Annotated in this window: 20 protein-coding genes, 1 tRNA gene, 3 pseudogenes and 1 riboswitch; of the genes and pseudogenes, 21 read left to right on the forward strand and 3 right to left on the reverse strand. The window is 64.8% G+C overall.

What is annotated here, in order from left to right; all coding sequences use genetic code 11:
- From NVV79_RS03165 to NVV79_RS03190, 6 genes and pseudogenes are all read left to right on the forward strand, one after another.
- A complete protein-coding gene (locus NVV79_RS03165; protein WP_303986159.1) occupies positions 1 to 741 on the forward strand; it encodes a FadR/GntR family transcriptional regulator in 741 nt (246 codons plus the stop codon).
- Positions 742 to 836: 95 nt separating this feature from the next.
- The gene (locus tag NVV79_RS03170) at positions 837 to 2,642 is read left to right on the forward strand and encodes an ATP-binding protein (protein ID WP_303986161.1); all 1,806 of its coding nucleotides are present in this window, start codon (positions 837 to 839) and stop codon (positions 2,640 to 2,642) included.
- Entirely contained in the window at positions 2,639 to 3,973 is a 1,335-nt protein-coding gene (locus NVV79_RS03175; protein WP_303986162.1) for a sigma-54 dependent transcriptional regulator, read from the forward strand. The genes NVV79_RS03170 and NVV79_RS03175 overlap by 4 nt, the downstream gene beginning before the upstream one ends.
- A 190-nt stretch (positions 3,974 to 4,163) precedes the next feature.
- Entirely contained in the window at positions 4,164 to 5,123 is a 960-nt protein-coding gene (locus tag NVV79_RS03180) for a TAXI family TRAP transporter solute-binding subunit (RefSeq protein ID WP_303986164.1), read from the forward strand.
- Between the two features lie 68 nt (positions 5,124 to 5,191).
- Positions 5,192 to 7,293, forward strand: a pseudogene (locus NVV79_RS03185) (TRAP transporter permease).
- Positions 7,293 to 7,661, forward strand: a complete 369-nt coding sequence (locus NVV79_RS03190) for a DUF1850 domain-containing protein (protein ID WP_303986165.1) — start codon at positions 7,293 to 7,295, stop codon at positions 7,659 to 7,661. The pseudogene NVV79_RS03185 and the gene NVV79_RS03190 overlap by 1 nt, the downstream one beginning before the upstream one ends.
- A 30-nt stretch (positions 7,662 to 7,691) precedes the next feature.
- Here the strand turns inward: NVV79_RS03190 and NVV79_RS03195 are convergent.
- Positions 7,692 to 7,765: transfer RNA gene (locus NVV79_RS03195), tRNA-Gly, on the reverse strand.
- A gap of 146 nt (positions 7,766 to 7,911) precedes the next feature.
- Here NVV79_RS03195 and NVV79_RS22495 point away from each other — a divergent pair.
- The 12 genes and pseudogenes from NVV79_RS22495 to NVV79_RS03250 all read left to right on the forward strand — a co-directional run.
- Positions 7,912 to 8,154: pseudogene (locus NVV79_RS22495) on the forward strand (response regulator); the annotation flags it as partial.
- 154 nt (positions 8,155 to 8,308) lie between these two features.
- Positions 8,309 to 8,917 (forward strand): HD-GYP domain-containing protein, encoded by a 609-nt coding sequence (locus NVV79_RS22500; protein WP_369684695.1) that lies wholly within the window; start codon positions 8,309 to 8,311, stop codon positions 8,915 to 8,917.
- 552 nt (positions 8,918 to 9,469) lie between these two features.
- Positions 9,470 to 9,805 (forward strand): STAS domain-containing protein, encoded by a 336-nt coding sequence (locus NVV79_RS03205; protein WP_303986167.1) that lies wholly within the window; start codon positions 9,470 to 9,472, stop codon positions 9,803 to 9,805.
- On the forward strand, positions 9,802 to 10,170 hold the full coding sequence (locus NVV79_RS03210; protein WP_303986169.1) for a response regulator: 369 nt from the start codon (positions 9,802 to 9,804) through the stop codon (positions 10,168 to 10,170). Before NVV79_RS03205 ends, NVV79_RS03210 begins: the two co-directional genes overlap by 4 nt.
- Positions 10,167 to 12,182, forward strand: a complete 2,016-nt coding sequence (locus NVV79_RS03215) for a chemotaxis protein CheA (protein ID WP_303986170.1) — start codon at positions 10,167 to 10,169, stop codon at positions 12,180 to 12,182. The genes NVV79_RS03210 and NVV79_RS03215 overlap by 4 nt, the downstream gene beginning before the upstream one ends.
- Positions 12,179 to 12,679: a chemotaxis protein CheW gene (locus NVV79_RS03220; protein ID WP_303986172.1), complete on the forward strand. Its 501-nt coding sequence runs from the start codon at positions 12,179 to 12,181 to the stop codon at positions 12,677 to 12,679. The genes NVV79_RS03215 and NVV79_RS03220 overlap by 4 nt, the downstream gene beginning before the upstream one ends.
- The gene (locus NVV79_RS03225; protein ID WP_303986174.1) at positions 12,676 to 14,769 is read left to right on the forward strand and encodes a methyl-accepting chemotaxis protein; all 2,094 of its coding nucleotides are present in this window, start codon (positions 12,676 to 12,678) and stop codon (positions 14,767 to 14,769) included. The genes NVV79_RS03220 and NVV79_RS03225 overlap by 4 nt, the downstream gene beginning before the upstream one ends.
- Before the next feature lie 170 nt (positions 14,770 to 14,939).
- A pseudogene (locus NVV79_RS03230) lies at positions 14,940 to 15,896 on the forward strand (methyl-accepting chemotaxis protein); the annotation flags it as partial.
- 11 nt (positions 15,897 to 15,907) lie between these two features.
- Positions 15,908 to 16,369 (forward strand): chemotaxis protein CheW, encoded by a 462-nt coding sequence (locus NVV79_RS03235; protein WP_303986175.1) that lies wholly within the window; start codon positions 15,908 to 15,910, stop codon positions 16,367 to 16,369.
- 55 nt (positions 16,370 to 16,424) lie between these two features.
- Positions 16,425 to 17,309, forward strand: coding sequence for a protein-glutamate O-methyltransferase CheR (locus tag NVV79_RS03240; RefSeq protein ID WP_303986177.1), 885 nt, complete (start codon positions 16,425 to 16,427; stop codon positions 17,307 to 17,309).
- A gap of 10 nt (positions 17,310 to 17,319) precedes the next feature.
- Positions 17,320 to 18,450, forward strand: coding sequence for a chemotaxis response regulator protein-glutamate methylesterase (locus tag NVV79_RS03245; RefSeq protein WP_303986179.1), 1,131 nt, complete (start codon positions 17,320 to 17,322; stop codon positions 18,448 to 18,450).
- Complete coding sequence (locus NVV79_RS03250) at positions 18,447 to 20,189, forward strand: hypothetical protein (RefSeq protein WP_303986181.1); 1,743 nt, start codon at positions 18,447 to 18,449, stop codon at positions 20,187 to 20,189. The genes NVV79_RS03245 and NVV79_RS03250 overlap by 4 nt, the downstream gene beginning before the upstream one ends.
- On the opposite strand, the gene NVV79_RS03255 is transcribed toward NVV79_RS03250, so the two are convergent.
- Complete coding sequence (locus NVV79_RS03255; RefSeq protein ID WP_303986183.1) at positions 20,186 to 21,298, reverse strand: 2'-deoxycytidine 5'-triphosphate deaminase; 1,113 nt, start codon at positions 21,296 to 21,298, stop codon at positions 20,186 to 20,188. The genes NVV79_RS03250 and NVV79_RS03255 overlap by 4 nt on opposite strands.
- Positions 21,299 to 21,373: 75 nt before the next feature.
- Positions 21,374 to 21,449: riboswitch (SAM riboswitch) on the forward strand.
- Positions 21,450 to 21,492: 43 nt separating this feature from the next.
- Between NVV79_RS03255 and metZ the strand changes: the two genes are divergently transcribed.
- From metZ to NVV79_RS03270, 3 genes are all read left to right on the forward strand, one after another.
- Complete coding sequence (gene metZ / locus NVV79_RS03260; RefSeq protein WP_303986185.1) at positions 21,493 to 22,701, forward strand: O-succinylhomoserine sulfhydrylase; 1,209 nt, start codon at positions 21,493 to 21,495, stop codon at positions 22,699 to 22,701.
- Between the two features lie 119 nt (positions 22,702 to 22,820).
- Positions 22,821 to 23,021, forward strand: a complete 201-nt coding sequence (locus tag NVV79_RS03265; RefSeq protein ID WP_303986187.1) for a hypothetical protein — start codon at positions 22,821 to 22,823, stop codon at positions 23,019 to 23,021.
- Positions 23,018 to 23,641 carry a transporter substrate-binding domain-containing protein gene (locus NVV79_RS03270; protein ID WP_303986189.1) on the forward strand — a complete coding sequence of 208 codons (624 nt, stop codon included), beginning with the start codon at positions 23,018 to 23,020 and terminating at the stop codon, positions 23,639 to 23,641. Before NVV79_RS03265 ends, NVV79_RS03270 begins: the two co-directional genes overlap by 4 nt.
- Here NVV79_RS03270 and NVV79_RS03275 read toward each other — a convergent pair.
- Positions 23,635 to 24,306, reverse strand: a complete 672-nt coding sequence (locus NVV79_RS03275) for a DUF2161 domain-containing phosphodiesterase (protein ID WP_303986191.1) — start codon at positions 24,304 to 24,306, stop codon at positions 23,635 to 23,637. The genes NVV79_RS03270 and NVV79_RS03275 overlap by 7 nt on opposite strands.
- Between the last annotated feature and the right edge of the window lie 8 nt (positions 24,307 to 24,314).

Consider the following 24,314-nt stretch of genomic DNA (forward strand, 5'->3'; position numbering starts at 1 on the left):
ATGATCGAAGCAGGCAGCCTTATTCGCTCGCTATCCGGGCGACCCGCTGCACGGAATTTCCACACCTTCGTCATCAACGAAATCGGCCACGGCATCGTCACGGGCAAGTTTCCGGTCGGCTCCATCCTCGCCAGCGATGCTGTCATGATGGAAACCTATGGCGTGTCCCGCACCGTGCTACGCGAGGCGCTCAAGACGCTCGAAGCCAAGGGCCTGGTGGAGGCGCGACCCAAGGTGGGCACCCGCGTGTCCCCGCCCAGCCGCTGGAGCTTCTTCGATCCGCAGGTTCTGTCCTGGCATTTCTATGCCGAGCCCGATCGGCAATTCTATCAGAGCCTGTTCGATGTGCGCCGCGCGCTGGCAAGCCGCGCTGCCGCTTTGGCGGCCCAGCGGCGCACCGCCGAGAATATCCGCGTCATGAAATACTGGCTGCACCAGATGGAATCGGTCGGCGGGGACCTCGAGAACCACGGCATAGCCGCGCTCGAAATCCACCGCACCATTGCCGAGACCTCGGGCAATGCCCTGCTGCGCTCGGTGACCGGCATTGTCGAACTCACCCTGGCCCTGGCGCTCAAGCAGTGCCAGATCGCCGGGGCAGGGGACTATCTGGGCGCGACGCACCGGGCGCTGACGCGGCTGGTCACCGCCATTGGCGACGCCGACACCGTGGCGGCCACTGAGGGTGTCGCCGAAGCCATCGATCTCGACGAGGCCCAGGTCATGGCTTTGCTGCCGTAACCCGCTGCGCCCGCGCCATTGCCAGCGTCCCCGATCTGAGGTCAACTTGCAGCAAGCAACGCCGGAAAGAACCGGCGGATCGGAGGGGTTTAGAGGTGCGAGGAGAAATCCAGCGCCATTTCTGGCTGGCTTTGCTGGCCATGTTTGCCATTGCCGGCGTGGCCTTGGGCTTCTGGTGGCTCACCTATGTCAGGCAGATGGGCGAGCTGGAGCGGCAGGTGGGGGACCGCCTGACGCTCAACGTGCGCGCCGTCGAAAGCGAAATCGAACGGTTCCGCTACCTGTCCGGCGTCATCGGCCAGGATGGGCGCGTGGTCGACATGCTACAGCAACCGCAGGCCGCCGCCGTGGCGGAGACCAATGCCTATCTGCAGGCCGTGCGGGACATGTCGGGCGCCGACGAACTCTACGTCCTCGACCTGTCGGGCGAGACGCTGGCCGCCAGCAACTGGAACGAACCAGGCAGTTTCGTGGGCCACAACTATGCCTTCCGCCCCTATTTCGAAAACGCCATGGCGTCGGGCAGCGGCCGCTTCTATGCCGTTGGCGTGACCACAGGCAAGCCGGGCTACTTTCTCTCCAGCCGGATCGATGCCGCCAGCGGGCCGATCGGCGTTGTCGTGGCCAAGGTCGACATGGCGCCTCTGGCGCTCGCCTGGGCGGCGGCCGGGGAGATGAGCGCCATTGCCGACGGGGATGGCATCGTCTTCCTGTCCGGCGATCCGGGCTGGATGTATCGACCGCTGCAGGCGCTGCCGGTCGATACCGTGGAATTGCTGAAAGTGCAGCGCCGCTATGACGGTATCGACATCGGCAGAGCGGCCCCACTGGCGCCGGCCGCCGATACCGGCGGGGCCAGCCTGATCCTCAATGCCGGGGAGCGCCACCTGCTCGGTCGCCGCACTGTCGAGCCCGATGGCTGGCAGGTGCTGTCGGCCCTGCCGCTCGAACCGATGGAGCGTGAGGCGCGGTTGATCGGCGGGCTGGCCGCTTCGGTCGCGGTGCTGGCTCTTGGCGCCCTGGTCTTTTTCAACCAGCGCCGCCAGATCATCCGACTCAAGCTCGACCAGAATGCCGTGCTGGAGCGCCGCGTTGCCGAGCGCACCAGGGCGCTGGCCCATGAGGTGGAAGAGCGGCGGCGGACGGAAATGGAACTGCGCGCCACCCAGGAAAACCTGATCCACGCCGCCAAGCTCGCCGCTTTGGGTCGCATGTCGGCGGCCATCGTGCATGAGGTCAGCCAGCCGCTCTCGGCGCTCGACAATACGCTGGCGGCGGCGGACCTGCATGCGCAGCGCGATGCGCGCGACGAGGTGCATCGCAACCTGGGCAATGCGCGCAACCTGCTGCGGCGCATGCAGCGCACGGTCAAGCATTTGCGCACCTTCTCCTCCCGCCGCGATCCCGGTCCGCCCGAGGCGGTCAACCTGGCCGGGGTGATCGAGGCGGCGCTCGATATCGTGACGCCACAGGCGCGGAACGATGCCGTTCATATCGAAGCTGCCGTGGCGCCGGACCTGCCGCTGGTGGCCGGCAATGCGGTGCGGCTGGAACAGGTCTTCATCAACCTGCTGCTCAACGCCATCGAGGCCACTGCTTCGGCCGGGCACAATCAGGTGCAGGTGTCGGCGCGCCGAGGCGAAGCGGGACTGACCGTGGAGGTCGGCGATACCGGCCCCGGCATTCCCGAAGGCGTGCGCGAGCGGCTGTTCGAGCCCTTCTTCACCACCAAGAGCACCGGCGAAAGCCTGGGGTTGGGCCTCTCCATCACGCGTACGCTGCTGGAGGAATTCGGCGGCAGCCTGCGCTTCGAGCCGCGCGCCGGCGGCGGCACCATTGTCAGCGTCGCCCTGCCGCTCTACCAGCCGCAGCCGGCGCGCAAAGTGGCGGAGGCGGTATGAGCCGGGGCAGCATTGTCTTCATCGATGACGAGGCCGAGCTCTGCGCCGCCGCCGAGGCGTGGCTGGGCGTTTCCGGCTTCGCCGTCACCAGCTTCACCGCGCCGCAACAGGCGCTGGATCGCGTCGAGCCGGGCAATGTCGATTGCGTCGTGACCGATGTGCGCATGCCGGGCCTGTCGGGTATTGACGTGCTGCGCCATTTCCGGGCGATGGCACCCGATCTGCCGGTGGTCCTGCTGACCGGGCATGGCGATGTTGCCCTGGCGGTAGGCGCCATGCGTGACGGCGCGCATGACTTCATCGAAAAGCCCTATGATGCCGACCATCTCGTCGCCGTGCTGGACCGGGCCACCGAGCGGCGGCGGCTGGGGCGCGAACTCCATCGCTTGCGGCAGGCGGCGGGTGGGGCAGAGCTCGAGGACCGGCTGGTCGGCCTCGCCCCCGATATGGACAGCCTGCGCCAATCCATCCTGCAACTCGCCGATATCGATGTCGATGTGCTGATCAATGGCGAGACCGGCACCGGCAAGGAAGTGGTCGCGCGGGCGCTGCATGATTACGGCAGCCGTGCCAAGGGGCAGTTCGTCGCCATCAATTGCGCCGCCATTCCCGAAACCATCTTTGAAAGCGAGATGTTCGGCCATGCCAGTGGCGCCTTTACCGGCGCGGCCGGCGACCGCGTCGGCAAGCTCGACTTTGCCAGGGGCGGCACGGTGTTTCTCGACGAGATCGAATCCATGCCGCTGGCCTTGCAGGCCAAGGTGCTGCGCGCCATCCAGGAGCGCAGCATCGAGCCATTGGGCAGCAATGCGTCCCGCCCGATCGATGTGCGTTTCATTGCCGCCACCAAGGTTGATCTCAAGGCCGAAAGCGAAGCCGGCCGCTTCCGGGCCGATCTCTATTTCCGCCTCGCCACGGTCGAACTCGCCATCCCGCCTTTGCGCCAGCGGCGCGAGGATGTGCCGCTGCTGTTCAACCTCTTCGCCGCCAATGCTGCGCGGCGCTTCAAGCTGCCCGAAGCGACCATCCCGCCGCTGCCGGCCGGGCTTGCCGCGTCGGATTGGCCGGGCAATGTGCGCGAACTCAAGGCCGTGGCCGAGCGCGCGGTGCTGGGCATGACGCGGCAGGGCGCAGTTCAGCAGAAGGCCCGGTCGCCCGAGACGCTGGCCGATCGTGTCGCCCGCTTCGAAGCCGCGGCCATCGAAGCAGCGCTGCAGGATGCCGGTGGCTCTACTGCCGAGGCGGCCGAACGGCTGGGCCTCGCCCGCCGCACGCTGAACGAGAAGATTGTCCGCTACGGGCTGCGCGCCACGGCCGAGCCTGTCCGGTAGCTGGCGGAAATCCGCCAGCGCTCCGGTTTTTCGAGCGGAATGCCGCCAAATTCACCAGCGTGTTGGTCCACCAGGCGCCTGAATTCCGGCGTCTGGCACGTTGGCATGGCGGTTGCAAGGACATGGCCGATCCCGTCGCGTGGAGGCGGCGGGGCATTGTTGCAGAACATGTTCAGGGAGGACTTTTCGCATGTCACTTCTTCTTACCCGCGGCGTCGCGGGTCTTGCCGCCGGCGCGCTGCTGGCCGTCAGCGGCAGCGCCGCTGTCAACGCGCAGGAATTCATCAACATCCTGACCGGCGGCACCTCCGGCGTCTATTACCCGCTCGGCGTTGCCCTGTCGGAAATCTATGCCGAGGAAATCGACGGCGCCCGCACCCAGGTGCAGGCCACCAAGGCTTCGGTCGAAAACTTGAACCTCTTGCAGCAGGGCAAGGGTGAACTCGCCTTCGCCCTCGGCGATTCCGTGCAGGCGGGCTGGGATGGCGTGGAGGAAGCCGGCTTCCCCGCGCCACTGACCGAGCTGCGCGCCATCGCGGCGATCTATCCCAACTACGTGCAGATCGTGGCCAGTGCCGAAAGCGGCATCACCACGCTCGAAGAACTGAAGGGTCGTTCGATCTCGGTCGGCGCCCCGGCCTCGGGCACCGAACTCAATGCCCGTGCCATCTTCGCCGCCGCCGGCATGAGCTATGACGATATGGGCAAGGTCGAATACCTGCCCTATGCGGAATCCGCCGAACTCATCAAGAACCGCCAGCTCGACTCGACCCTGCAGTCTTCCGGCCTCGGCGTCGCCTTCATCAAGGACCTGTCGGCGACCATGGATATCAACATCGTCGCCATCCCGGCCGAGACGGTCGAGAGCATCGGTGCACCCTATGTCGCTTCGATCATTCCCGCCGGCACCTATGACGGCCAGGACGCCGACGTCCCCACCGCCGCCATCGGCAATATCCTGGTCACCCATGCCGGCGTCAGCGACGAAACGGCCTACCAGATGACCAAGCTGCTGTTCGAAAATCTCGAGCGGCTGAAGGCCTCGCACTCGGCCGCCGCTGCCATCGATCCGGCCAAGGCCCTCGAAGGCCTGTCGATCCCGCTGCATCCAGGCGCCGAGCGCTACTACAAGGAAGCGGGCCTGCTCTAGGTTCCGATGCGTCCGGGGCCCGGGGCTCCGGACGCGCCCTATCAGCCGAGTCCTGGGGAGGAAACTCGATGACGACAGTTCCGCCGACCACCATGGTGCCCGACAGCGCCGAAGAAGCCGTGGAGGGCCTGCCGCCGGGCTTCGGCCCGGGCCTCATGGGCCACATCGCCTTCGGCATCGCCGTAGCCTTCACACTGTTCCAGCTATGGACGGCCGCCTATGGCACGCTGCCCAGCCAGGTGGTGCGCGCCATGCATGTCGGCTTCCTGCTGCTGCTCGGCTTCGGGCTGATCGGCAACCTGGTGGCCAAGACGGTCTGGAGCCGCATTTTCTTCTGGACCCTGGCCGTGCTCGGTTTCCTCACCGGGATCTACAACTGGGTATTCTATGCCGACCTGCTCAAGCGCAGCAGCTTCCTGACACCACTCGACCTGGTAGCGGGCAGTGTTGTCGTCGTGCTGGTCTTCGAGGCGGCGCGGCGCCTGATGGGGCTGCCGCTGGCCATCATTTCCGGCATTTTCCTCGCCTACTGCTTCTTCGGCCAATACATGCCCGGCCCGTTCGTGCATCGTGGCTATGACTTCGCGCAGATCGTCGAGCATTTCGGCTTCGGCACGGAAGGCATTTACGGCACGCCGGTCTATGTTTCCTCGGCCTATATTTTTATCTTCGTGGTCTTTGCCGCCTTCCTCGAACGCGCCGGCATGATCCGCCTGTTCAACGATTTCGCGCTGGGCATGGTCGGCGGCTGGCGCGGCGGGCCGGCCCAGGTCTGCACATTGTCCTCGGCGCTGATGGGCACCATTTCGGGCTCCGGCATCGCCAATGTGGTGGCGAGCGGCCAGTTCACCATTCCGCTGATGAAGCGTTTCGGCTTCCGCTCCGCCTTTGCCGGCGGGGTCGAGGCAACCTCCTCCATGGGTGGCCAGATCATGCCGCCGATCATGGGGGCGGTGGCCTTTATCATGGCCGAGACGCTCGACGTGCCCTACAGCACCATCGTCATCGCCGCGCTAATCCCCGCCATGCTCTATTTTGCCACCTGCTTCTGGGTGGTCCACCTCGAGGCCGGCAAGGCCGGGCTGCGCGGCATGAGCAAGGCCGAATTGCCCAATCCCTGGCATGCCGTGCGCGATCACTGGCCGCTGGTGCTGCCATTGGCGGCTCTGGTCTACCTGCTGTTTGCCGGCTACACGCCGATCTTCGCCGGCACGATGGGCCTGGCCCTGGTCGTGGTGCTGATCCTGGGCACGCCGCTGGCCGCCGCCATCGGGCCGCGCGTGTTCCGCTATGTGTTCTGGATTGCGCTGGGCCTGGCCTCGGCCGCCTTCCTGCGCTTTGGCGTCAACCTGCTGATGATCGTCATCGCGGCATTGGTGCTGGCCTGTGTCTTCGTCAATGGCGGGCGCGAGACCCTGCTCATCGTGCGCGACTCCCTGGCCGAGGAGCCCGCAATGCGCTGCCGGTCGGCGTTGCCTGCGCTGTCGTCGGCATCGTCATCGGCACGCTGACCCTGACCGGCATCGCCTCGACCTTCATCGGCGCCATCATCGCCATCGGCGAGAATAACCTGTTCCTGTCGCTGGTGCTGACCATGTGCACCTGCCTTGTGCTGGGCATGGGCATTCCCACCATTCCCAACTATATCATCACCTCGTCACTGGCCGGGCCGGCTTTGCTGGAACTGGGCGTGCCGCTGCTGGTCAGCCATATGTTCGTCTTCTATTTCGGCATCATGGCGGACCTGACCCCGCCCGTGGCCTTGGCCTGTTTCGCGGCGGCCCCCATGGCCAAGACGTCGGGGCTCAAGATCTCCATCCAGGCCACCAAGCTGGCTGCCGCTGGCTTCATCGTGCCCTTCATGGCGGTCTATACGCCGTCGCTGATGTTGCAGGATGGCGGAGCCATCGCCGCCCAGTTCGGCTATCCGGTGGAAGTCGTCTACATCGTCTTCAAGACGGTGCTGGCCATTGGCCTGCTGGGCGTGGCCGTAGTCGGCTATCTCTTCGGGCCGGCCAACTGGCTCGAGCGTATCGCGGCCTTTGCCATTGGCGTTCTGCTGATGCTGGCTTTGCCGCTGACCGACGAGGCCGGCTTCGTGCTTGCGCTATTGCTGATCGGCCAGCACTGGTGGCGCATGCGGCGGCCCGCTTTGGGGGCGGCGTCCTGATGTTGTGCATCGCAGCGGCCGGCGTGGTGACCGCGCTGGCCGCGACCAGCTTCACCCTGAGCTGGACCCACTCGGTGGAACACACCCAATGGCGGGAAAGCTGGGTGATAGAGGAGAACCGGCTGCAACTGGTGGAAGCCAGCGTGGAAGGGTCAGGGGCGGGCATTGCCGTCCCGCCCGACGCGACATGGGCCGATGGGCGCTGGACCTACACGCCCGACCTGCCACCGCTGTCCAACCTGAACCTGGCCGCGTCAGGCATGACCCCCAGCCCATGGACCCTGTGCACACCAGGCAACGAATGCCTGACGCTGGGCGCCGAGCCGGCCGCCACCATAAGGCTCTGGGCCGCCGAAACCTGCGACTGATGCCATAGCTACACAATGATCGGGAAATTTTGGAGCGGGTGAAGGGAATCGAACCCTCGTCGTAAGCTTGGGAAGCTTCTGCTCTACCATTGAGCTACACCCGCGACCGGCCACTAGATGCGTGAAATCCTTCGAGGCGTCAAGGCATGGCGATTAACAGTCGCATAACTGCTGTCGCCCTATGCTTCCGGCAAATCCGGGGGCGGATATGCGCGTATTGATTGTTGACGACAGCCGGTCGAGCCTTGCCATGATCGGCACGATCATCAAGGCGGCGACCAATGCGGATATCGACTCCTGCCTGTCGCCGCGCGAAGCGCTCGAGCGCAGCGAGACTACACAATACGATCTGGTCCTGGTCGACCACATCATGCCCGAAATGGACGGCGTGCAATTCACCAGCGCTTTGCGGGCGCGCGAGGCCTACCGGCTGGTGCCCATCATCATGGTCACCTCGGACATGGACCGCAACACGCGCATCGAGGCGATCAGGGCCGGCGCGACCGATTTCGTCAACAAGCCGTTCGACCCTACCGAATTGCAGGCGCGCGTCGCCAACCTGCTGACCCTGCGCACTGCCCAGGTCGAACTGGCCGACCGCGCCAACTGGCTGGCGCGCGAGGTCGAGCTGGCCACGGCGCACCTTGTTGGCGCGCGAGGAAGAAATCATCTGGCGGCTGGCCCGCGCCATCGAATATCGCGACGGCGACACCGGCGAGCATGTCTCGCGCGTGGCCCAGATCAGCCAGCTCATCGCCAGTGGTATCGGGCTCAGCCCGCAACGCTGCCGCATGATCTATCTGGCGGCGCCCCTGCACGATATCGGCAAGATCGGCATTGCCGATGCCATATTGGGCAAGCCCGGCAAGCTGACGCCGGAAGAGTTCAGCATCATGCGCGAGCATGTGACTATCGGCGCCCGCATTCTCGAAAACGGTTCGTCCGAACTGATCCGCACCGCCGAACTGATCGCCCAGAGCCATCACGAGCGCTGGGACGGCGCGGGTTATCCCGACAGGCTGTCGGGCACCGACATTCCGATCGAAGCCCGCGTCGTCGCCATTGCCGACGTCTTCGACGCCCTGTGCTCGGAACGGCCCTACAAGGCGGCCTGGCCCATCGACAAGGCTTATGCCGAAATCGTCGCCTGCAGCGGCACGCATTTCGACCCAGCCTGCGTTGCCGCCTTCTGCGCCAAGTGGCCCGAGATCGAAGCCATCATGGGTGGCACGCAGGCCGAGGCCGTCGGCCTCTAGGCGTTCAGCTCCGTCATTGCCATCGCGACCCGACGCCTGCAGGCAGTGCTGCGCTACGTGCGTCAGTTGGTGATGACGAATGGGGGGCAGTCGCGAGTTCTCGGTTGGGCAGAAACAGCCATACAAGAACAGCGGCCCGGATCACGCCGTTCCGCGCGGCATGATACTGCGCAATATTGCAAGTATTACTTGAATCGAGATTCACATCCGACTCACCGCGCTGAATCGAAGACTCATGACACCAGAGTCATGATTCACTGGATTCACTGATCAGGCTTCCATGACTCTGAATCAAGAGAGCAATACTTATTTGCCAATCGAAATAAAGATTTGATTGGCGAAAGTAGGCTAAAGTAAGACAGCTTTAATCAACTGCGCTTACCTTCTGTAATGCATCGGATGGGAATACGATGCGTGTAGTCGAAGTCAACGGAAACGTAAGATCACGCCTTAAGAAACTGGTAATATGACTGGTTTCCCGCGGCCGTGATCCCCATCCCCGCGGTATAAAGTCATGTATTGCTTCCTGTGCTCCACGACTCGGTCATTGCCGTGACCAGAGGTAGTGTCCACGTCGTCAAAATTTCCGGTGATGCCGGATTGCGCGCAGCGCAGGATATAGCCGCGTCGCTAAGCGAGGCGCTTGCCGGCCATGACAAGGTTGCCATCGCCACCGAGGCGATATCAGGCGCCGATATCACCACCATTCAGCTTCTGCTGGCCGCCCGCAAACAGGCTCTGGCCTCTGGAAAGTCGCTGTCGCTTGCGGCGCCGCCGACCGGCGTGCTGCGCGATCTGCTGATCCAGAGCGGGTGTCTCTCTGCCGATGGCCGACCGCTTACGCAAGACGGCGACTTCTGGACACCAGCCAAGGGCAAGGCAGCATGACAAAGACTATCCTGACCATCGACGATTCAGCATCCATCCGCCAGATGGTGGTGATGACGCTGTCCGGTGCCGGGCTCGATGTCATCGAGGCCATCAACGGCGCCGATGGCTACACCAAGGCCACCAGCCAGACGGTCCATGCCGTCATCACCGACCTCAACATGCCGGTCATGAACGGCATCGAATTTATCAGAAAATACCGCCAGCACCCGTCCAGCAAGGGTGTGCCGATCATCCTGCTGACCACCGAGTCCGACGAAGAGCTCAAGCGCCAGGCCAAGGAAGCCGGTGCCACCGGCTGGATCGTCAAGCCCTTCAAGCAGGACCAGTTGTTGGCCGTCATCAAGAAGGTCACCGGCGCATGAGCTTCCCCGATCCGTCAGAGACATTCCGCCAGGAAGCCCGCGAGCTGCTCGAACAGCTCGAACTGGGCCTGCTCGACCTGGAGCAGAACCCGGCCAATGACGACCTGATCAATTCCACCTTCCGGGCGCTGCACACCATCAAGGGCTCCGGCGCCATGTTCGGCTTCACCGCCGTCGCCGCCTTCGTGCATGAATTCGAGACGGCTTTCGACCAGGTGCGCAAGGGGCATAGCCCCGCCACCTCGGAACTGATCGCCGTGGCGCTTGACGCCAAGGATCATATCCACAAGCTGATCGAACAGCCCGACGCGCCTCAGGCCGGCGGCGAAGGCATTCTCGAAGCCCTGCGTATCGTCCTCACGGCAGCCGATATCGAAGCCGCCGCGCCGGTCGAGGTTGAAACACCGGAGCCGGTCGCCGCGCCGGCTACGGCCGCAAATGGTCGCTGGCGTATCCGCTTCCGCCTGCCGGGCGATGCGCTGGTCTATGGCACCAATCCGCTGCTGCTGCTCGACGAAATCAAGGCTATCGGCCCCTGCACCATCGTGGCGCTGACCGATACCATTCCGCCGCTCGACGTGATCGACCCCGAAGTGCCCTATATGGGCTGGCAGGTCGATCTCACGGCCGACGATCCGCGCGCCGCCATCGACGACGTCTTCCTGTTCCTCAAGGACGGCATGGAATTGTCGGTGGAGCCGCTGGAGGCGGAGGCCGTTGCGGTCCAACCCGAGCCCGAGCCTGAACCTGCGCCCGTGGCGACGCCCGCCAAACCGGGCAAGGCGCCGAAGGCCGCCAAATCGGTCGAGAAGGAAGCGCCGGCCAATGCCGAGCGCGCGGCATCCTCCTCCATGCGCGTTGATGCCGAACGGCTCGACGAACTCATGGATCGGGTCGGCGAACTGGTCATCGCCCAGGCGCGCCTGACCCAGATCGCCGCCATGAGCAGCGACGGCAATCTCAAGACCATTGCCGAAGAACTCGAACGCCTGAGCTCGGGCCTGCGCGACACCACGATGGGCATCCGCATGGTGCCCATCGGCACCCTGTTCAGCCGCTTCCGCCGCCTGATCCACGACCTCAGCCGCGATCTCGGCAAGGAGATCGACTTCATCACCTCGGGCGAAGACACCGAACTCGACAAGACCATGATCGAGCGCCTGGCCGATCCGCTGGTCCACCTGATCCGCAATTCGGTCGACCATGGCCTCGAACCGGCCGAAAAGCGCCTCGCCGCCGGCAAGCCTGCCAAGGGCACGGTGCGACTTTCGGCCGTCTATGCCGGTGCCGAAGTCGCCATTTCGGTCACCGATGACGGGGCAGGGCTCAACGCGGACCGTATCCGCGCCAAGGCCGAGGAAGCGGGCCTGCTCGCCCCCGATGCCAAGATCGCCGACCAGGATCTCTGGCAGATGATCTTCGCCCCCGGTTTCTCCACCGCCAAGGAAGTCACCTCCCTGTCGGGCCGCGGTGTCGGTATGGACGTGGTCAAGCGCATCATAGACGGGCTGCGCGGCAGCATCGATGTCGCTACCACGCCGGGCAGCGGCTCGACCATGACCCTGCGCCTGCCGCTCACGCTGGCTATCATCGACGGCATGCTCGTGCGGGTCGGCAATGGCCGCTACACCATCCCGCTCGCGGCGGTCGAGGAATGCGTCGAACTGCCCGAGGGCATCGAAGCCAATGCCCGTGGCCGCAACTTCCTCGATATCCGCGGCAGCCTCGTACCCTTCCTGCGCCTGCGCGAAGTGTTCGGCACCAAAGCCCCGGCCGAGCCGCACCAGAAGGTGGTGATCGTCTCCTCCGGCGAGGGCCGCGTCGGCCTCGTGGTCGATCAGATCATTGGCAACAACCAGACAGTCATCAAGCAACTGAGCAAGCTCCACTCTTCCATCAAGTCGTTCTCCGGGGCGACGATACTGGGCGACGGCACGGTCGCGCTCATCCTCGATACCGCCCACCTGGTCCAGTTCGGCCAGGGCTATGTCGACCAGGGGAGGGCAGCATGAGCACCACCGAAACCGGCTCCATGAAGGCGCTGACATTGCGCCTGCAGGACGAACTGTTCGCCATCGAGGCGGGCAGCGTGCGCGAAATCCTCGATCTCGTGCCGATCACCGAAGTGCCCAATGCCTCGCCCTTCGTCAGCGGCCTCATCAATGTGCGCGGCCGCGTCGTGCCGCTCGCCGATCTGCGCGTGATGTTCGGCATGGACCGGCCCGAGCCGGACGAGGACACCCGCATCGTGGTGATGGAAGTCGATATCGACGGCGAACCCACCGTGGCCGGCATTCTCGCCGACAAGGTCCACGACGTCACCGATATCGAAGCCGCCTCCATCGAGGAGGCTCCCAGGGTCGGCATGCGCTGGCGGCCGGAATTCATCCGCGGCATCGGCAAGCGCAACGGCGGCTTCATCATCATCCCCGATCTGGGGCGAATTTTCGAGACACAGGGCGCCAGAACCGCGTCCCCGGCAGCATCAGAAGAAAGGTCTGCAACGTGAGACTGACAATCAAAACCAAACTGGCGGCGGTGTTCACCGTGGTCGTGGCCCTTTCGGGCGCCAGCATGTTCATCGCCCTGCAGAATCTCGGGCAACTCAATGACAACCTCGAGCACATCATCACCGGGCCGGCGGCGCGTTCCATCGCGCTCAAGGAAATGCAGGAAGATCTGACCGGACTGAGCAACAATCTGCGCGCCATGATCCTGAGCTCGAGCGCTGAAGAGCTTGCGGCGGACCAGCAGGCGCTGAGCGTTCTGTACGGCGAACTGCTTGCAGATGCCGAGGGCATGAGCGGCACGTTCACGGTGGAGGAATCCAACCGTGACATGGAAAGTTTTGTCACCGCTCTCGAACAGTATTGGGCGGTGTCCGTGCAGGTGCAGGACTACGCCAAGCTGAATTCCGATACGGTGGCCTTCGAAATCACCACCAGCGAAGGCAGCGCGTCCATCACGGCCCTGGAAGAAACCATGGGCAGCCTGATCGGCGCCCTTGGCCGTCGGCTGAATGCCGGGGACCTGTCGGCGGTGCCCGCCTATGACACCGCCAACGCCATGTTCCTCAAGGCCAGCGATGCCTTCCGGCAGCAGCGCAATATCCTGCTGGCCGACGGGAATCCTGCCAAACAGGACGAGTGGCTCAACGACTACCACACGGCCGTGGCCGATCTGGAAGGCGGATTCGCCCAGTTGGTTCGCATTGTCGGCCCTGCCGAAGCAGGCCTCGCCACCCAGGCACAGGCCGACTATCAGGCGATGATCGTCGCCATGAACAAGGCCGTCGATGTGGCGGTCCAGCGCTCGCAATATTACGCCGTGGAACTTGCCGATGGCGAGGGCGCAACGCTGCGCGCTGCCGCCGTCGATCTGCTCGAGACCATCGTCGAGCGCAACGACGCGCTGCTGCGCCAGGCGGCCGTGGACGCCGATGCACTCTACGAATCCAGCCGCATGCTGCTGATCGGCATCCTGGTCGGCTCGGTACTGATCGCGCTCATCGCCGCGCTCTGGATCGTCATCTCGATCTCGCGTGCCCTGACCAGCGCTGTCCGCCTCGCCAACGAGGTGGCCGATGGCAATCTCAGCGCCACCGTGGTCAGCAAGAGCGACGACGAGGTCGGCGACCTGATCAAGGCGCTCAATTCCATGACGCAGAAGCTGCGCGAAGTGGTGAGCGAAGTCACGGTCGCCACCCGCAATGTCGCGGCGGGCAGCCAGGAAATGTCGGCCACGGCCGAACAGTTGAGCCAGGGCGCGACCGAACAGGCCTCCTCGACCGAAGAGGCTTCGGCCTCGATGGAAGAAATGGCCTCGACCATCAAGCAGTCGGCCGACAATGCCAGCCAGACCGAGAAGATCGCCCGCCAGTCCGCGGCCGATGCCATCGCCTCGGGCGAAGCGGTGAACAATGCCGTGGAAGCCATGCAGACCATCGCCGAGAAGATCATTGTGGTGCAGGAAATCGCCCGGCAGACCGACCTGCTGGCCCTCAACGCGGCGGTCGAAGCGGCGCGCGCCGGCGAACATGGCCGCGGTTTTGCGGTCGTGGCCTCCGAAGTGCGCAAGCTCGCCGAACGCAGCCAGGCTGCCGCAGCGGAGATTTCCACACTGTCGGGAACGACCGTAAAGGCGGCCCAATCGGCCGGCGAAATGCTCGGCAAGCTGGTGCCCGATATCCAGCGCACGGCCGAACTGGTGGAGGAAATCTCCGCCGGCAGCCGCGAGCAGAATGCCGGTGCGGCCCAGATCAACACCGCCATCCAGCAGCTCGACAAGGTGACCCAGCAGAACACTTCGGCCGCCGAGGAAATGTCGGCGACATCAGAAGAGCTGGCCAGCCAGGCTGAACAGCTCCAGGCCGCCATCAGCTACTTCCGCATCGACGCCTCGTCGATCCCGGTCGCGGCGAACAAGAGCGAAGCCAAGGCCACCGGCGATCTCAAGCAGGCCATCCTGGCCAAGGCGCCGCATATGGCGCCGCGCAAGACCGGCGGGAAGGCCAAGGCCCCCAATTCGGGCGGCTTCGACCTCGATCTGGATGACGGGCACGACGAGCTCGACGGGGATTTCACCCGCCGCAGCGCCTGACCCGACAGCTATCTGCCCGGGCATCGGGACCGGCTCCTCTCCGGCCCCGATGCACCCCGAATATTCCAAGCGTCATTAGTCGACTCTGGAGGACCGCAGAAGCGTGCCCTCAAGCCAAGAAAGGCACGTTTATGCGTTTGACCATAAAGGTAAAACTGGCTGCGACATTCCTCGGGCTGGCACTCGAGCGCATGGTCTCCAAGCTGCGCGACGTCATCACCGAAGCCATTTCCTCCGCCAACAATGTCGCGGCGGGCAGCCAGGAAATGTCGGCCACGGCCGAACAGTTGAGCCAGGGCGCGACCGAACAGGCCTCCTCGACCGAAGAGGCTTCGGCCTCGATGGAAGAAATGGCTGCCACCATCAAGCAGTCGGCAGATAACGCTTCGCAAACCGAGAAGATCGCCCGTCAGTCCGCCGCAAACGCCATCGCCTCGGGCGAGGCCGTGGACAACGCGGTCGCGGCCATGCAAACCATCGCCGAAAAGATCATGGTGGTGCAGGAAATCGCCCGCCAGACCGACCTGCTGGCCCTCAACGCGGCGGTAGAAGCGGCGCGCGCCGGCGAACATGGCCGCGGTTTTGCGGTCGTGGCCTCCGAAGTGCGCAAGCTGGCGGAGCGCAGCCAGGCTGCCGCGGCCGAAATCTCGACGCTGTCGGGAACAACCGTAAAGGCGGCCCAATCAGCCGGCGAAATGCTCGGCAAGCTGGTGCCCGATATCCAGCGCACGGCCGAGTTGGTGGAGGAAATCTCCGCCGGCAGCCGCGAGCAGAATGCCGGTGCCGCGCAGATCAACACTGCTATCCAGCAGCTCGACAAGGTGACCCAGCAGAACACTTCGGCCGCCGAGGAAATGTCGGCGACATCAGAAGAGCTGGCCAGCCAGGCCGAACAGCTCCAGACCGCCATCAGCTACTTCCGCATCGACGCCAGCCCGACCAGCCAGGCCGCCGCCAAGGCCAAACCGGCTCGGGCTGGCCTGCGCGACGCGATCATGGCCAAAGCCCCCCATATGGGAGAGGCCAGGTCCGGCACGCGGAGCGGCAAGGGCGGTGGTTTCGATCTCGACCTCGATGATGGCCATGATGAACTCGACGGCGAATTCACCCGTCGCGGCGCGGCATAAGGAGAAGAACCATGGCCGAACGGGCTCAATACGTCACTCTCGGCGTGGCTGAGGAACTCTTCGCCGCCCCGGTGGAGAAGGTACAGGAAATCCTCGACATGCGGCCCATTGCGCGCCTGCCGCAGGCGCCCGAAACCCTGCTCGGCATGATCGACGTGCGCGGGCAGGGCATTCCGGTGGTCGACCTGCGCCTCACCCTCGGCCTGCCGCCGGCGCCGGACAATGAGAATACCCGTATTCTCGTCCTCTCTCTCGCCGGACGCGATGGCGACCTGCGGCTGGGCCTGCGGGCCGACCGGGTGTTCGAGGTGACCGTGCTCGACGACGACGACCTCGATCCGCCGCCTTCGGTCAGCGGCACCTGGGCCGGTCATTGCATTGCCGGCATCGGCCGGCGCAACGGACGGTTCGTCACCGTGCTCGATCTCGAGCGCCTGCTGGGTTCGTTCGAGGACACCGCCCGCGCTGCCTGAGCAAGCGGCATGCGACCACCCGGCCGCATGCCCCCTTCGCCCTGGAGATACTCCATTGCCCTTTTCCGCCCATCAGGCTGCCGCCCGCCTGGACCATGCCGACGACGACCACCTGTCCCCGCGCGATTTCAAGCGTATCGCTGACCTGATCAGCACGGAGGTGGGCATCAAGCTGCCGCCGACCAAGCGCCTGATGGTGGAAGGCCGCCTGCGCAAGCGTGTGCGCGCCCTGGGGCTGGCCAGCCTCGATCACTACGGCGCCTATCTGTTCCAGCGCGACGGTCTGGCCGCCGAACGCATCTACCTGATCAACGCCGTCACCACCAACAAGACCGATTTCTTTCGCGAACCCGAGCATTTCGACCTGCTCGAGCAGCGCCTGGTGCCTGACCTGATCGAATTGCGCCGCGGCGAACGCAAGCCGCTGCTCAAGATCTGGAGCGCTGCCAGCTCGACCGGCGCCGAAGCCTATACTCTGGCCATGGTTCTGGCCGATCTTCTGGCGCAACGGCAGGACTTCCGCTTCGCCATTCTCGGCACCGACATTTCCACTGCCGTGCTGGAACAGGGCGTGCGGGCCATCTATCCGACCGAACTGCTCGCGCCGGTGCCGCCGGCCAAGCAGCAGCGCTACCTGATGCATGCCCGCAAGCCCGGCATGCGGCCCGAAGTGCGCATCGTGCCCGAATTGCGCCGGCTGGTGCATTTCGCGCGGCTCAACCTGATGGATACCAGCTATCCCTTCGACCGCGACGTGGACGTGATCTTCCTGCGCAATGTGCTGATCTATTTCGACAAGGCCGACCAGGAAAAGGTGATCCTGCGGTTGGTCAGTCATTTGCGGCCCGGCGGTTATCTCATTCTTGGTCATTCTGAATCCATGATCGGCACCACGGTGACCATGCGCCAGGTTGCCCCCGCCGTATTCCAGAAGGCCTGAAAGCAAGACCATGCCTGCAACCCACCGCAAGATCCGTGTGCTCATCGTCGATGACAGCGCCTCGGTGCGCATGACGCTGAGCGAGATCATCGACGGTGACCCTGACCTCGAAGTCATGGCGACCGCGGCCGACCCCTATGTCGCGGTGGAGCGCATCCGGCAGGAAGTGCCCGATGTGATGTTCCTCGATATCGAGCTGCCGCGCATGGACGGGCTGACCTTCCTGCGCAAGATCATGAGCCAGCGGCCCATTCCGGTGGTGATCTGCTCGAGCCTGGCCGAGGCCGGTTCCGATACGCTGATGCAGGCGCTCGAAGCCGGCGCTGTCGATGTCGTGGCCAAGCCGCGCGTCGACACCACCCAGTTCCTGCAGGAATCGCGCATGCGCATCTGCGACGCCGCCAAGGCGGCCGCCCATGCCAAATTCCGCGGCGTGAAGAAGGCGCCGCCGCCGCCGATCAATGTCGAGGCCAAGCTCACCGCCGACGCGATCATTCCGCCTCTGTCGGAAGCACGGGCCGCCTCGCTGCGCGCCAAACAGCCGCAGACCGAGCCGATCATCTGCATCGGCGCCTCCACCGGCGGCACCGAAGCCTTGCGCGACGTGTTGGAAAAGCTGCCCGCCGACAGCCCCGCCATTGTCATCGTCCAGCACATGCCCGAAAAATTCACCGGGGCCTTTGCCCGCCGCCTCGACGGTCTCTGCGCCATCGCGGTCAAGGAAGCCGAGGATGGCGATGTGGTGCAGGCGGGCAGGGCGCTCATTGCCCCCGGCAACCAGCATATGGTGCTGCACCGCGCCGGCAGCCGCTACACGGTCAATATCGTGGACGGGCCGCATGTGTCCCGCCATCGCCCCTCGGTCGATGTGATGTTCCGCTCGGCCTCGCAAGTGGCGGGTCGCAATGCCATGGGCATCATCCTCACCGGCATGGGCGATGACGGCGCCAGGGGCCTGCTCGAAATGCGGCAGGCCGGCAGCCACACCATCGCGCAGGACGAAGAGAGTTGCGTGGTTTTCGGCATGCCCAAGGAAGCCATCCAGCGCAACGCCGCGGTCAAGATATTGCCGCTGAGCCGCGTCGCCACCGAAATCGAAACCTATGGCCGTAACGCCCAGCGCACGGGGACTTCACTATGAGCGCATTGGCGCAATCACTGCCGGCCAAAGCCGCCGATGCCACCGCCTTGCGGGCTGTCGGCGTGGCACTGGCCGCACCGCGCGAGCAGATCGAAAGCACTTTCGTCACCGTAGGCGCCCGCCTGACCGAAGGCGCGGCTATGCTCAACCGCGTCACCAAGGTGTTCGAGGCGCTGCCGGCCCAGTTGCAGAGCCCCGAACTGGTCGAAGCCTCGACGCGTCTCGCCGATGTCGGCAAGCAGGCCCAGACCATCTCGGCCCTGTTCGCCACCGAACAGGCCGACCTGACGCGGCTGGTCGAAGTGGTTCGCGCCGCCGACCATCCGATTTCCGAATTGCGCCGCACCGTCAAGATGATGGGCATCGTCGCCATCAATGCCCGCGTCGTGGCGGCCAGCGTGGTGGGCGATGGCGATGATTTCGACGTGTTCACCACCGATATCGCCAAGCTCTCGGAAAGCGCCAGCAGCACCATCCAGCAGTTCACCGCCGCCTATCGGCAGCTCACCGACGAGGTCGGCCAGGCCGCCCGCCAGCGCAGCCAGTTCGAGAATGCCCATGCCGATACGCTGAGCACCCTCGCCGCCGGCATGGACACCGCTTTGGCCGAGCTTGCGCGACAGCGCGCCATTTCCGTCGATGGCAGCGCCGAGACCGGCCGGGTCTCCCGCCAGATCGTCACCCGCATTGCCAGCGCCGTCATGGCCCTGCAGGTGGGCGACGCCACCCGCCAGCGCATCGAACATATCGAAAGCGGCATAGCGGCGCTTGTCGACCTGCTGGACGGCGGCGAGTTACCGGAAACCGACAGGCAGGCTGCCGCCTCGATCGTGGGCGGCCTGCAGGTTGCCCAGCTCTCCGCCGCGACCGCTGCTTTCGAAGGCGACGTGGTCGAGGCGGGTGACGCCCTGCGCGACCTCGCTGCCGATGCCCGCGCCATTACCGATCAGAGCCAGGCCATTTACGGCCAGGGCGACGAGGCCGGCGCCTCCTCGCTGGCCGCGCTGAGCAAGGCGGTACGCCATGCCGCTGTGGTCCTGCGCGATTGCGAGGCCGAGCGCAGCAAGCTGGAACTGGTGGCCGGCGCCGTATTGGGAACCGTCGGCGTGCTGCTGAGCCATGTCGAGGCCGTGCAGGAAATCGAGGCCAATATGCGCCTTGTCAGCCTCAATGCCGCAGTCAAATGCGCCCAGCTCGGCCCGCGCGGGGCCGCCCTCAACGTCATCGCCAGGCAATTGCGCGAACTGACCGGCGAGACGGTGAGCGCGGCCGAAGCCTCCATGGCCGGACTGCATGAAGCAGCCGGTCTCGCGAAGTCTTTCGGCGCTGCTGCCAATGGCGATGCGGCCGGCCGCGTCGGCCAGCTCGAACAGGAAGCGACGGCCGCGCTGGTCCTGCTGCAGGGTGTCGATGCCGCACTGGCCGAGGCCTTGGCGACGCTCAACCGCGATGGCCCCAATGTCATTGCCCTCCTGGGTACGGCAGCCGAGACCTTCGTCAGCCAGGCAGCAATTTCCGAAACCATGCGCGATCTCGAAATGCAGCTCGTAGCAGCATGTCCGCTGATGGCGTCGGCCACTCAGACGGAGTCGATTTCCGACATGTTGGCCGCTCACCGCGCTCGCTACACGATGGATGCCGAGCGCAAGATTCACGAGAAACTGTTCGGCGCCGACACGACAGCGCCGGCCGTCGAAGCGGCCACGGAGAGCGAAGACCTCGACGCGCTGTTCTTCTAGCCCGAATAGGGCCTGAAGTGCTTGGACAGCTTGAGCGTCTGCGCCTGGTAGTTAGAACCCAAGGCCGTGCCATAGAGCCGGTCCGGTGCTTCGGCCAGCCGCTCATAGATCAGCCTGCCGATTGTCTGGCCATGGCCCAGCAGGAAGGGCACTTCGCGGCTGCGCACTTCCAGCACGGCACGGCTGCCGCTGCCCCCGGCCGATGAATGGCCGAAGCCCGGATCGAAGAAGCCGGCATAGTGGACGCGGAATTCGCCCACCAGCGGATCGAAGGGCACCATTTCGGCGGCATGGGTCGGCGGCACATGCACCGCCTCATCGCTGACCAGGATGTAGAATTCGTCCGGATCGAGGATCAGCTCTTCCCGCCCGCGATTGACCAGCGGGTCCCAGAAATCCAGCACGTCGAGCGCAGCCTTCTTGTCCACATCCACCACCGCCGTATGGCGCTTGGAGCGGAATCCGATCAGCCCGTTGCGGCCCTCGCCCTTGAGATCGATGGAGAGCGCCACGCCCTCGCCGACCGGCACGTTATTGTCGAACACCAGCGTGTCGGAAGCGTGCAAGGCCTGATGCTCGGCAACCGTGAGCCGGTTATCGCCGGAACGGAACCGCATCTGGCTGAGCCGCGAGCCGGTGCGCACCAGCACCGGGAAGGTCCGCGGACTGACTTCGAGATAGAGCGGCCCCTTGTAGCCATTGGGCATCTGGTCGAAGCCCCGCGCCCGGTCGCCGATGACGCGGGTGAACACGTCCAGCCGCCCGGTGGAACTCTTGGGGTTGGCCGAGGCGCTGACCGCATCGGGCAGGTCGAGGCTTTCCTGCAAAGGCACCAGATAGACGCAGCCGCGCTCCAGCACGGCGCCACGCGTCAGGTCGATCTCATGCAGCTTGAGCGCCTCGATGCGCTCGGCCACCGAATGGCTGGGGCCGGGCAGGAAGCTGGAGCGCACGCGATAGGCCACGTCGCCGAGCCGCAGATCGAGGCTGGCCGGCTGCACCTGATCGACGTCGAACGGCCGTGCCGCGGCGATGCTGCCCTGCTTGTGCAGGCTCTCGATCAACCGCGCCGGAAAGACGCCCTGCGGCCAGGCCTGTTGCTTGTCCATGCTCTCGCGTCCCAGGAAACCGTGGCTACCCCTACCAATCCACGCAATTGACGCCAACAGGCAATTGGCCTTACATCACAACCCAGTGGTGATTTGGCCGGTCGCTTGCAGCCACTTAAAAGAAATCGCTAAAGACCGTCGTGGGAACCGGCCGCCCTTTTGGGTGCCGGTTTTTTGTTTTTGAAGGCGTGACCATGTCCCGAGATAAGAACCCCCTCCTCGATCCGAACCGGCGAGCCGCTGCCACCCAGATGGTGCATGGCGGCGGCAAGCGCACCGATTTCAACGAGACGAGCGAGGCCATCTTTCTCAATTCGGGCTATTCCTATCCCAGCTCCGAACATGCCGAACTGCTGTTCCAGAACAAGATTCCCGGCGGCCACAACTATTCCCGCTTCGCCAACCCTACGGTGGATATGTTCCAGGAGCGCATGGCGCTGATCGAAGGGGCCGAAGCCGGGCGTGCCTTTGCCTCGGGCATGGCCGCGGTCACCAATGCGGTGATGAGCCAGGTCCGCGCAGGCGACCACATCGTCGCCGCTCAGGCGCTGTTCGGCGGCTGTCGTTATGTCGTGGAAGATTACGCGCCGCGCTTCGGCGTGGAATCGACGCTGGTCGATGGCCGTGACCCCGAAAACTTCGCCCGCGCCATGCGCCCCAATACCAAGGTCGTCTTCCTGGAGACGCCGACCAATCCGACGCTGGAGCTGGTCGACATCAAGGCCGTCGCCGACATCGCCCACGCCCATGGCGCAAAACTGATCGTCGACAATGTCTTTTCCACCGCGCTCTACCAGAAGCCGCTGCAACTCGGCGCCGATCTCGTCACCTATTCGGCCACCAAGCATATCGATGGGCAGGGCAGGGTGCTCGGCGGCGTGGTGCTGGGGTCCAGGGAACTGATCGAGGGCGACGTCCACACCTTCCTGCGCCAGACCGGCGCCACGCTCAGCGCCTTCAATGCCTGGGTGCTGCTCAAGGGGCTCGAAACCTACGAGCTGCGCATCAGGCAGATGACCGACAGCGCCGAAAAGATCGTGGCGGCCCTGGCCAGCCATCCGAGGATCAACCGGGTCATCTATCCGCACCATCCCAGCCATCCGCAATATGAACTGGCCAAACGCCAGATGCAGCGCGGCTCCACCATCATCGCCCTCGACGTCAAGGGCGGTCAGGAAGGAGCCTTCACCCTGTCGGACAGCCTGGCGGTGATCCTGATTTCCAACAATCTGGGCGACGCCAAGTCGCTCATCACCCATCCGCGCACCACCACCCACGCGCGCTTTACCGAGGAGGTGCGGTTGGAAACCGGCGTCACCCCGGGCCTGCTGCGGCTGTCGGTGGGGTTGGAAAGCCCCGACGACCTGATTGCCGACCTGATGTATGGGCTGGATCAGGTTTGAAATCCTGCCACGCCTCGTGGTTCGACAGGCTCACCATGAGGCTACTGAACTTGCGAAATGAAGCAGTAGACCTCATCCTGAGCCTGTCGAAGGACGAGGTCGTGCCCCCGGTGCAGTCAATGACGTCAAAGCTCCGCCTGCTGCTTGCGCTTGGCTTATGCGCTGCGCTTTCTACGCCCGTCTTCGCCCAGTCTCTGCCCTATCATTCCGACCCCAGCGCCCGCGAAATTCTGCCGAGCCTGACGCCGGTGCCGGCCATCCGCTTCCTGACCACGGCCGATTTCCCGCCCTTCAATTTCCGCGATGCGGGGGCGAGTTGATCGGCTTCAATGTCGATCTGGCCAAGCGCATCTGCGCCGAGGTCAATGTCGCCTGCACCATCCAGGCCTGGCCCTGGGAGCAAGCCGCGAGCGCTCTTGGCGATGGCCAGGGCGATGCGCTGATCGCCGGGCTGGCGATGACGGACGAGAACGGCGCGCTGTTCGATTTTTCCGCCACCTACCTGGCGCTGCCCGGCCGCTTCGTGACGCGCGCCGCCGATATCGGCCTGTTCGATGCCAATGCGCTGGCAGGCAAGACCGTTTCGGTGCGTCGGGGCAGTGCACACGAAACCTTCGTCACCCGCTATCTGCCCGAGGCCGAGGTCGCGCGCTTCGACAGCGAAATCGCGGCGCTCGAGGCGGTCGAAGAGGGCGAGGCCGATGCGTTTTTCGGCGACGCCATGCGCGCTTCGTTCTGGCTCAACGAAAATCTCAGCTGCTGCGGCTTTGCCGGCCAGCCCTATTTCCGTCCGAACCTGTTCGGCGAAGGCCTCGCCGTCGCCGTGCCCACCGGCCACGATGCGGTGCGTCATGCCATCGATTGGGCGCTGGTCAAGCTCAAGGACAATGGCGCGCTGGACGAACTCTACCTGCGCTGGTTCCCGGTCGGCTTCTATTGAGAATTTTCAACCGCCGGATGCAGCTGGCGATGCTGTGCGACCGCCAGGCGACCCGCCTCGGTCAACTGGTAGACGCCATTGCTGACACGCTCGAACCAGCCATAGACATTGCCGAGCAGGATCTTGCCGGCATCCGGAGCGGCGGGCCTGATGTCCCGCGGCCGAAGCGGGCCTTCGAATAGCGCCTCGGCGCAGATCAAGGCCTGTTGCCGATACGCCGTCATGATTGGCGTTCTGGTGCTGCCGCCCAGGGTCGGGTCGCCGTGCCGCCGCTGGTGTTCCCGCACGAGGCGTGACCGGCGCCTGGGATTGGTGCGCGGCATGGGCGCGACGGAACTGACGATGATGCTGACATCGCCCAGGTCGGACACGCCAAGCATGCCGATGCCCAGCCGCCGGCAGAGATTGCGATAGCGCTTGTCGGCCTCGCGGCCCTTGCCCTTGGACATCCTGGCGGCAATCCAGACTTCGTCGGCGATACCGGCACGATCGACAGCCTGCAGCACCAGTTCGAGGTTGAAGGTGAGCTTGAGCTCACAGACCACGACGACGGGCGGATCGGTGGGGCTGAGGCCGACCAGGTCGCAGGCGCCAACCTCGCCCTTGACCTCATAGCCGGCCGCTTCGAGGAAAGCCTTGACCGGCTGATAAAGCGACGTTTCCATGGGCCGAG

Source organism: Devosia ginsengisoli, assembly GCF_024707105.1.
GTDB lineage: Bacteria > Pseudomonadota > Alphaproteobacteria > Rhizobiales > Devosiaceae > Devosia > Devosia ginsengisoli_A.

Coding starts and splice junctions, on each gene's coding strand:
- NVV79_RS03215 (WP_303986170.1), top strand. CDS start 10,167: ATGAGCTTCCCCGATCCGTCAGAGACATTCCGCCAGGAAGCCCGCGAG.
- NVV79_RS03175 (WP_303986162.1), top strand. CDS start 2,639: ATGAGCCGGGGCAGCATTGTCTTCATCGATGACGAGGCCGAGCTCTGC.
- NVV79_RS03255 (WP_303986183.1), bottom strand. CDS start 21,298: ATGGACAAGCAACAGGCCTGGCCGCAGGGCGTCTTTCCGGCGCGGTTG.
- metZ (WP_303986185.1), top strand. CDS start 21,493: ATGTCCCGAGATAAGAACCCCCTCCTCGATCCGAACCGGCGAGCCGCT.
- NVV79_RS03275 (WP_303986191.1), bottom strand. CDS start 24,306: ATGGAAACGTCGCTTTATCAGCCGGTCAAGGCTTTCCTCGAAGCGGCC.
- NVV79_RS03265 (WP_303986187.1), top strand. CDS start 22,821: ATGACGTCAAAGCTCCGCCTGCTGCTTGCGCTTGGCTTATGCGCTGCG.
- NVV79_RS03250 (WP_303986181.1), top strand. CDS start 18,447: ATGAGCGCATTGGCGCAATCACTGCCGGCCAAAGCCGCCGATGCCACC.
- NVV79_RS03210 (WP_303986169.1), top strand. CDS start 9,802: ATGACAAAGACTATCCTGACCATCGACGATTCAGCATCCATCCGCCAG.
- NVV79_RS03235 (WP_303986175.1), top strand. CDS start 15,908: ATGGCCGAACGGGCTCAATACGTCACTCTCGGCGTGGCTGAGGAACTC.
- NVV79_RS03220 (WP_303986172.1), top strand. CDS start 12,179: ATGAGCACCACCGAAACCGGCTCCATGAAGGCGCTGACATTGCGCCTG.
- NVV79_RS03245 (WP_303986179.1), top strand. CDS start 17,320: ATGCCTGCAACCCACCGCAAGATCCGTGTGCTCATCGTCGATGACAGC.
- NVV79_RS03190 (WP_303986165.1), top strand. CDS start 7,293: ATGTTGTGCATCGCAGCGGCCGGCGTGGTGACCGCGCTGGCCGCGACC.
- NVV79_RS03165 (WP_303986159.1), top strand. CDS start 1: ATGATCGAAGCAGGCAGCCTTATTCGCTCGCTATCCGGGCGACCCGCT.
- NVV79_RS03180 (WP_303986164.1), top strand. CDS start 4,164: ATGTCACTTCTTCTTACCCGCGGCGTCGCGGGTCTTGCCGCCGGCGCG.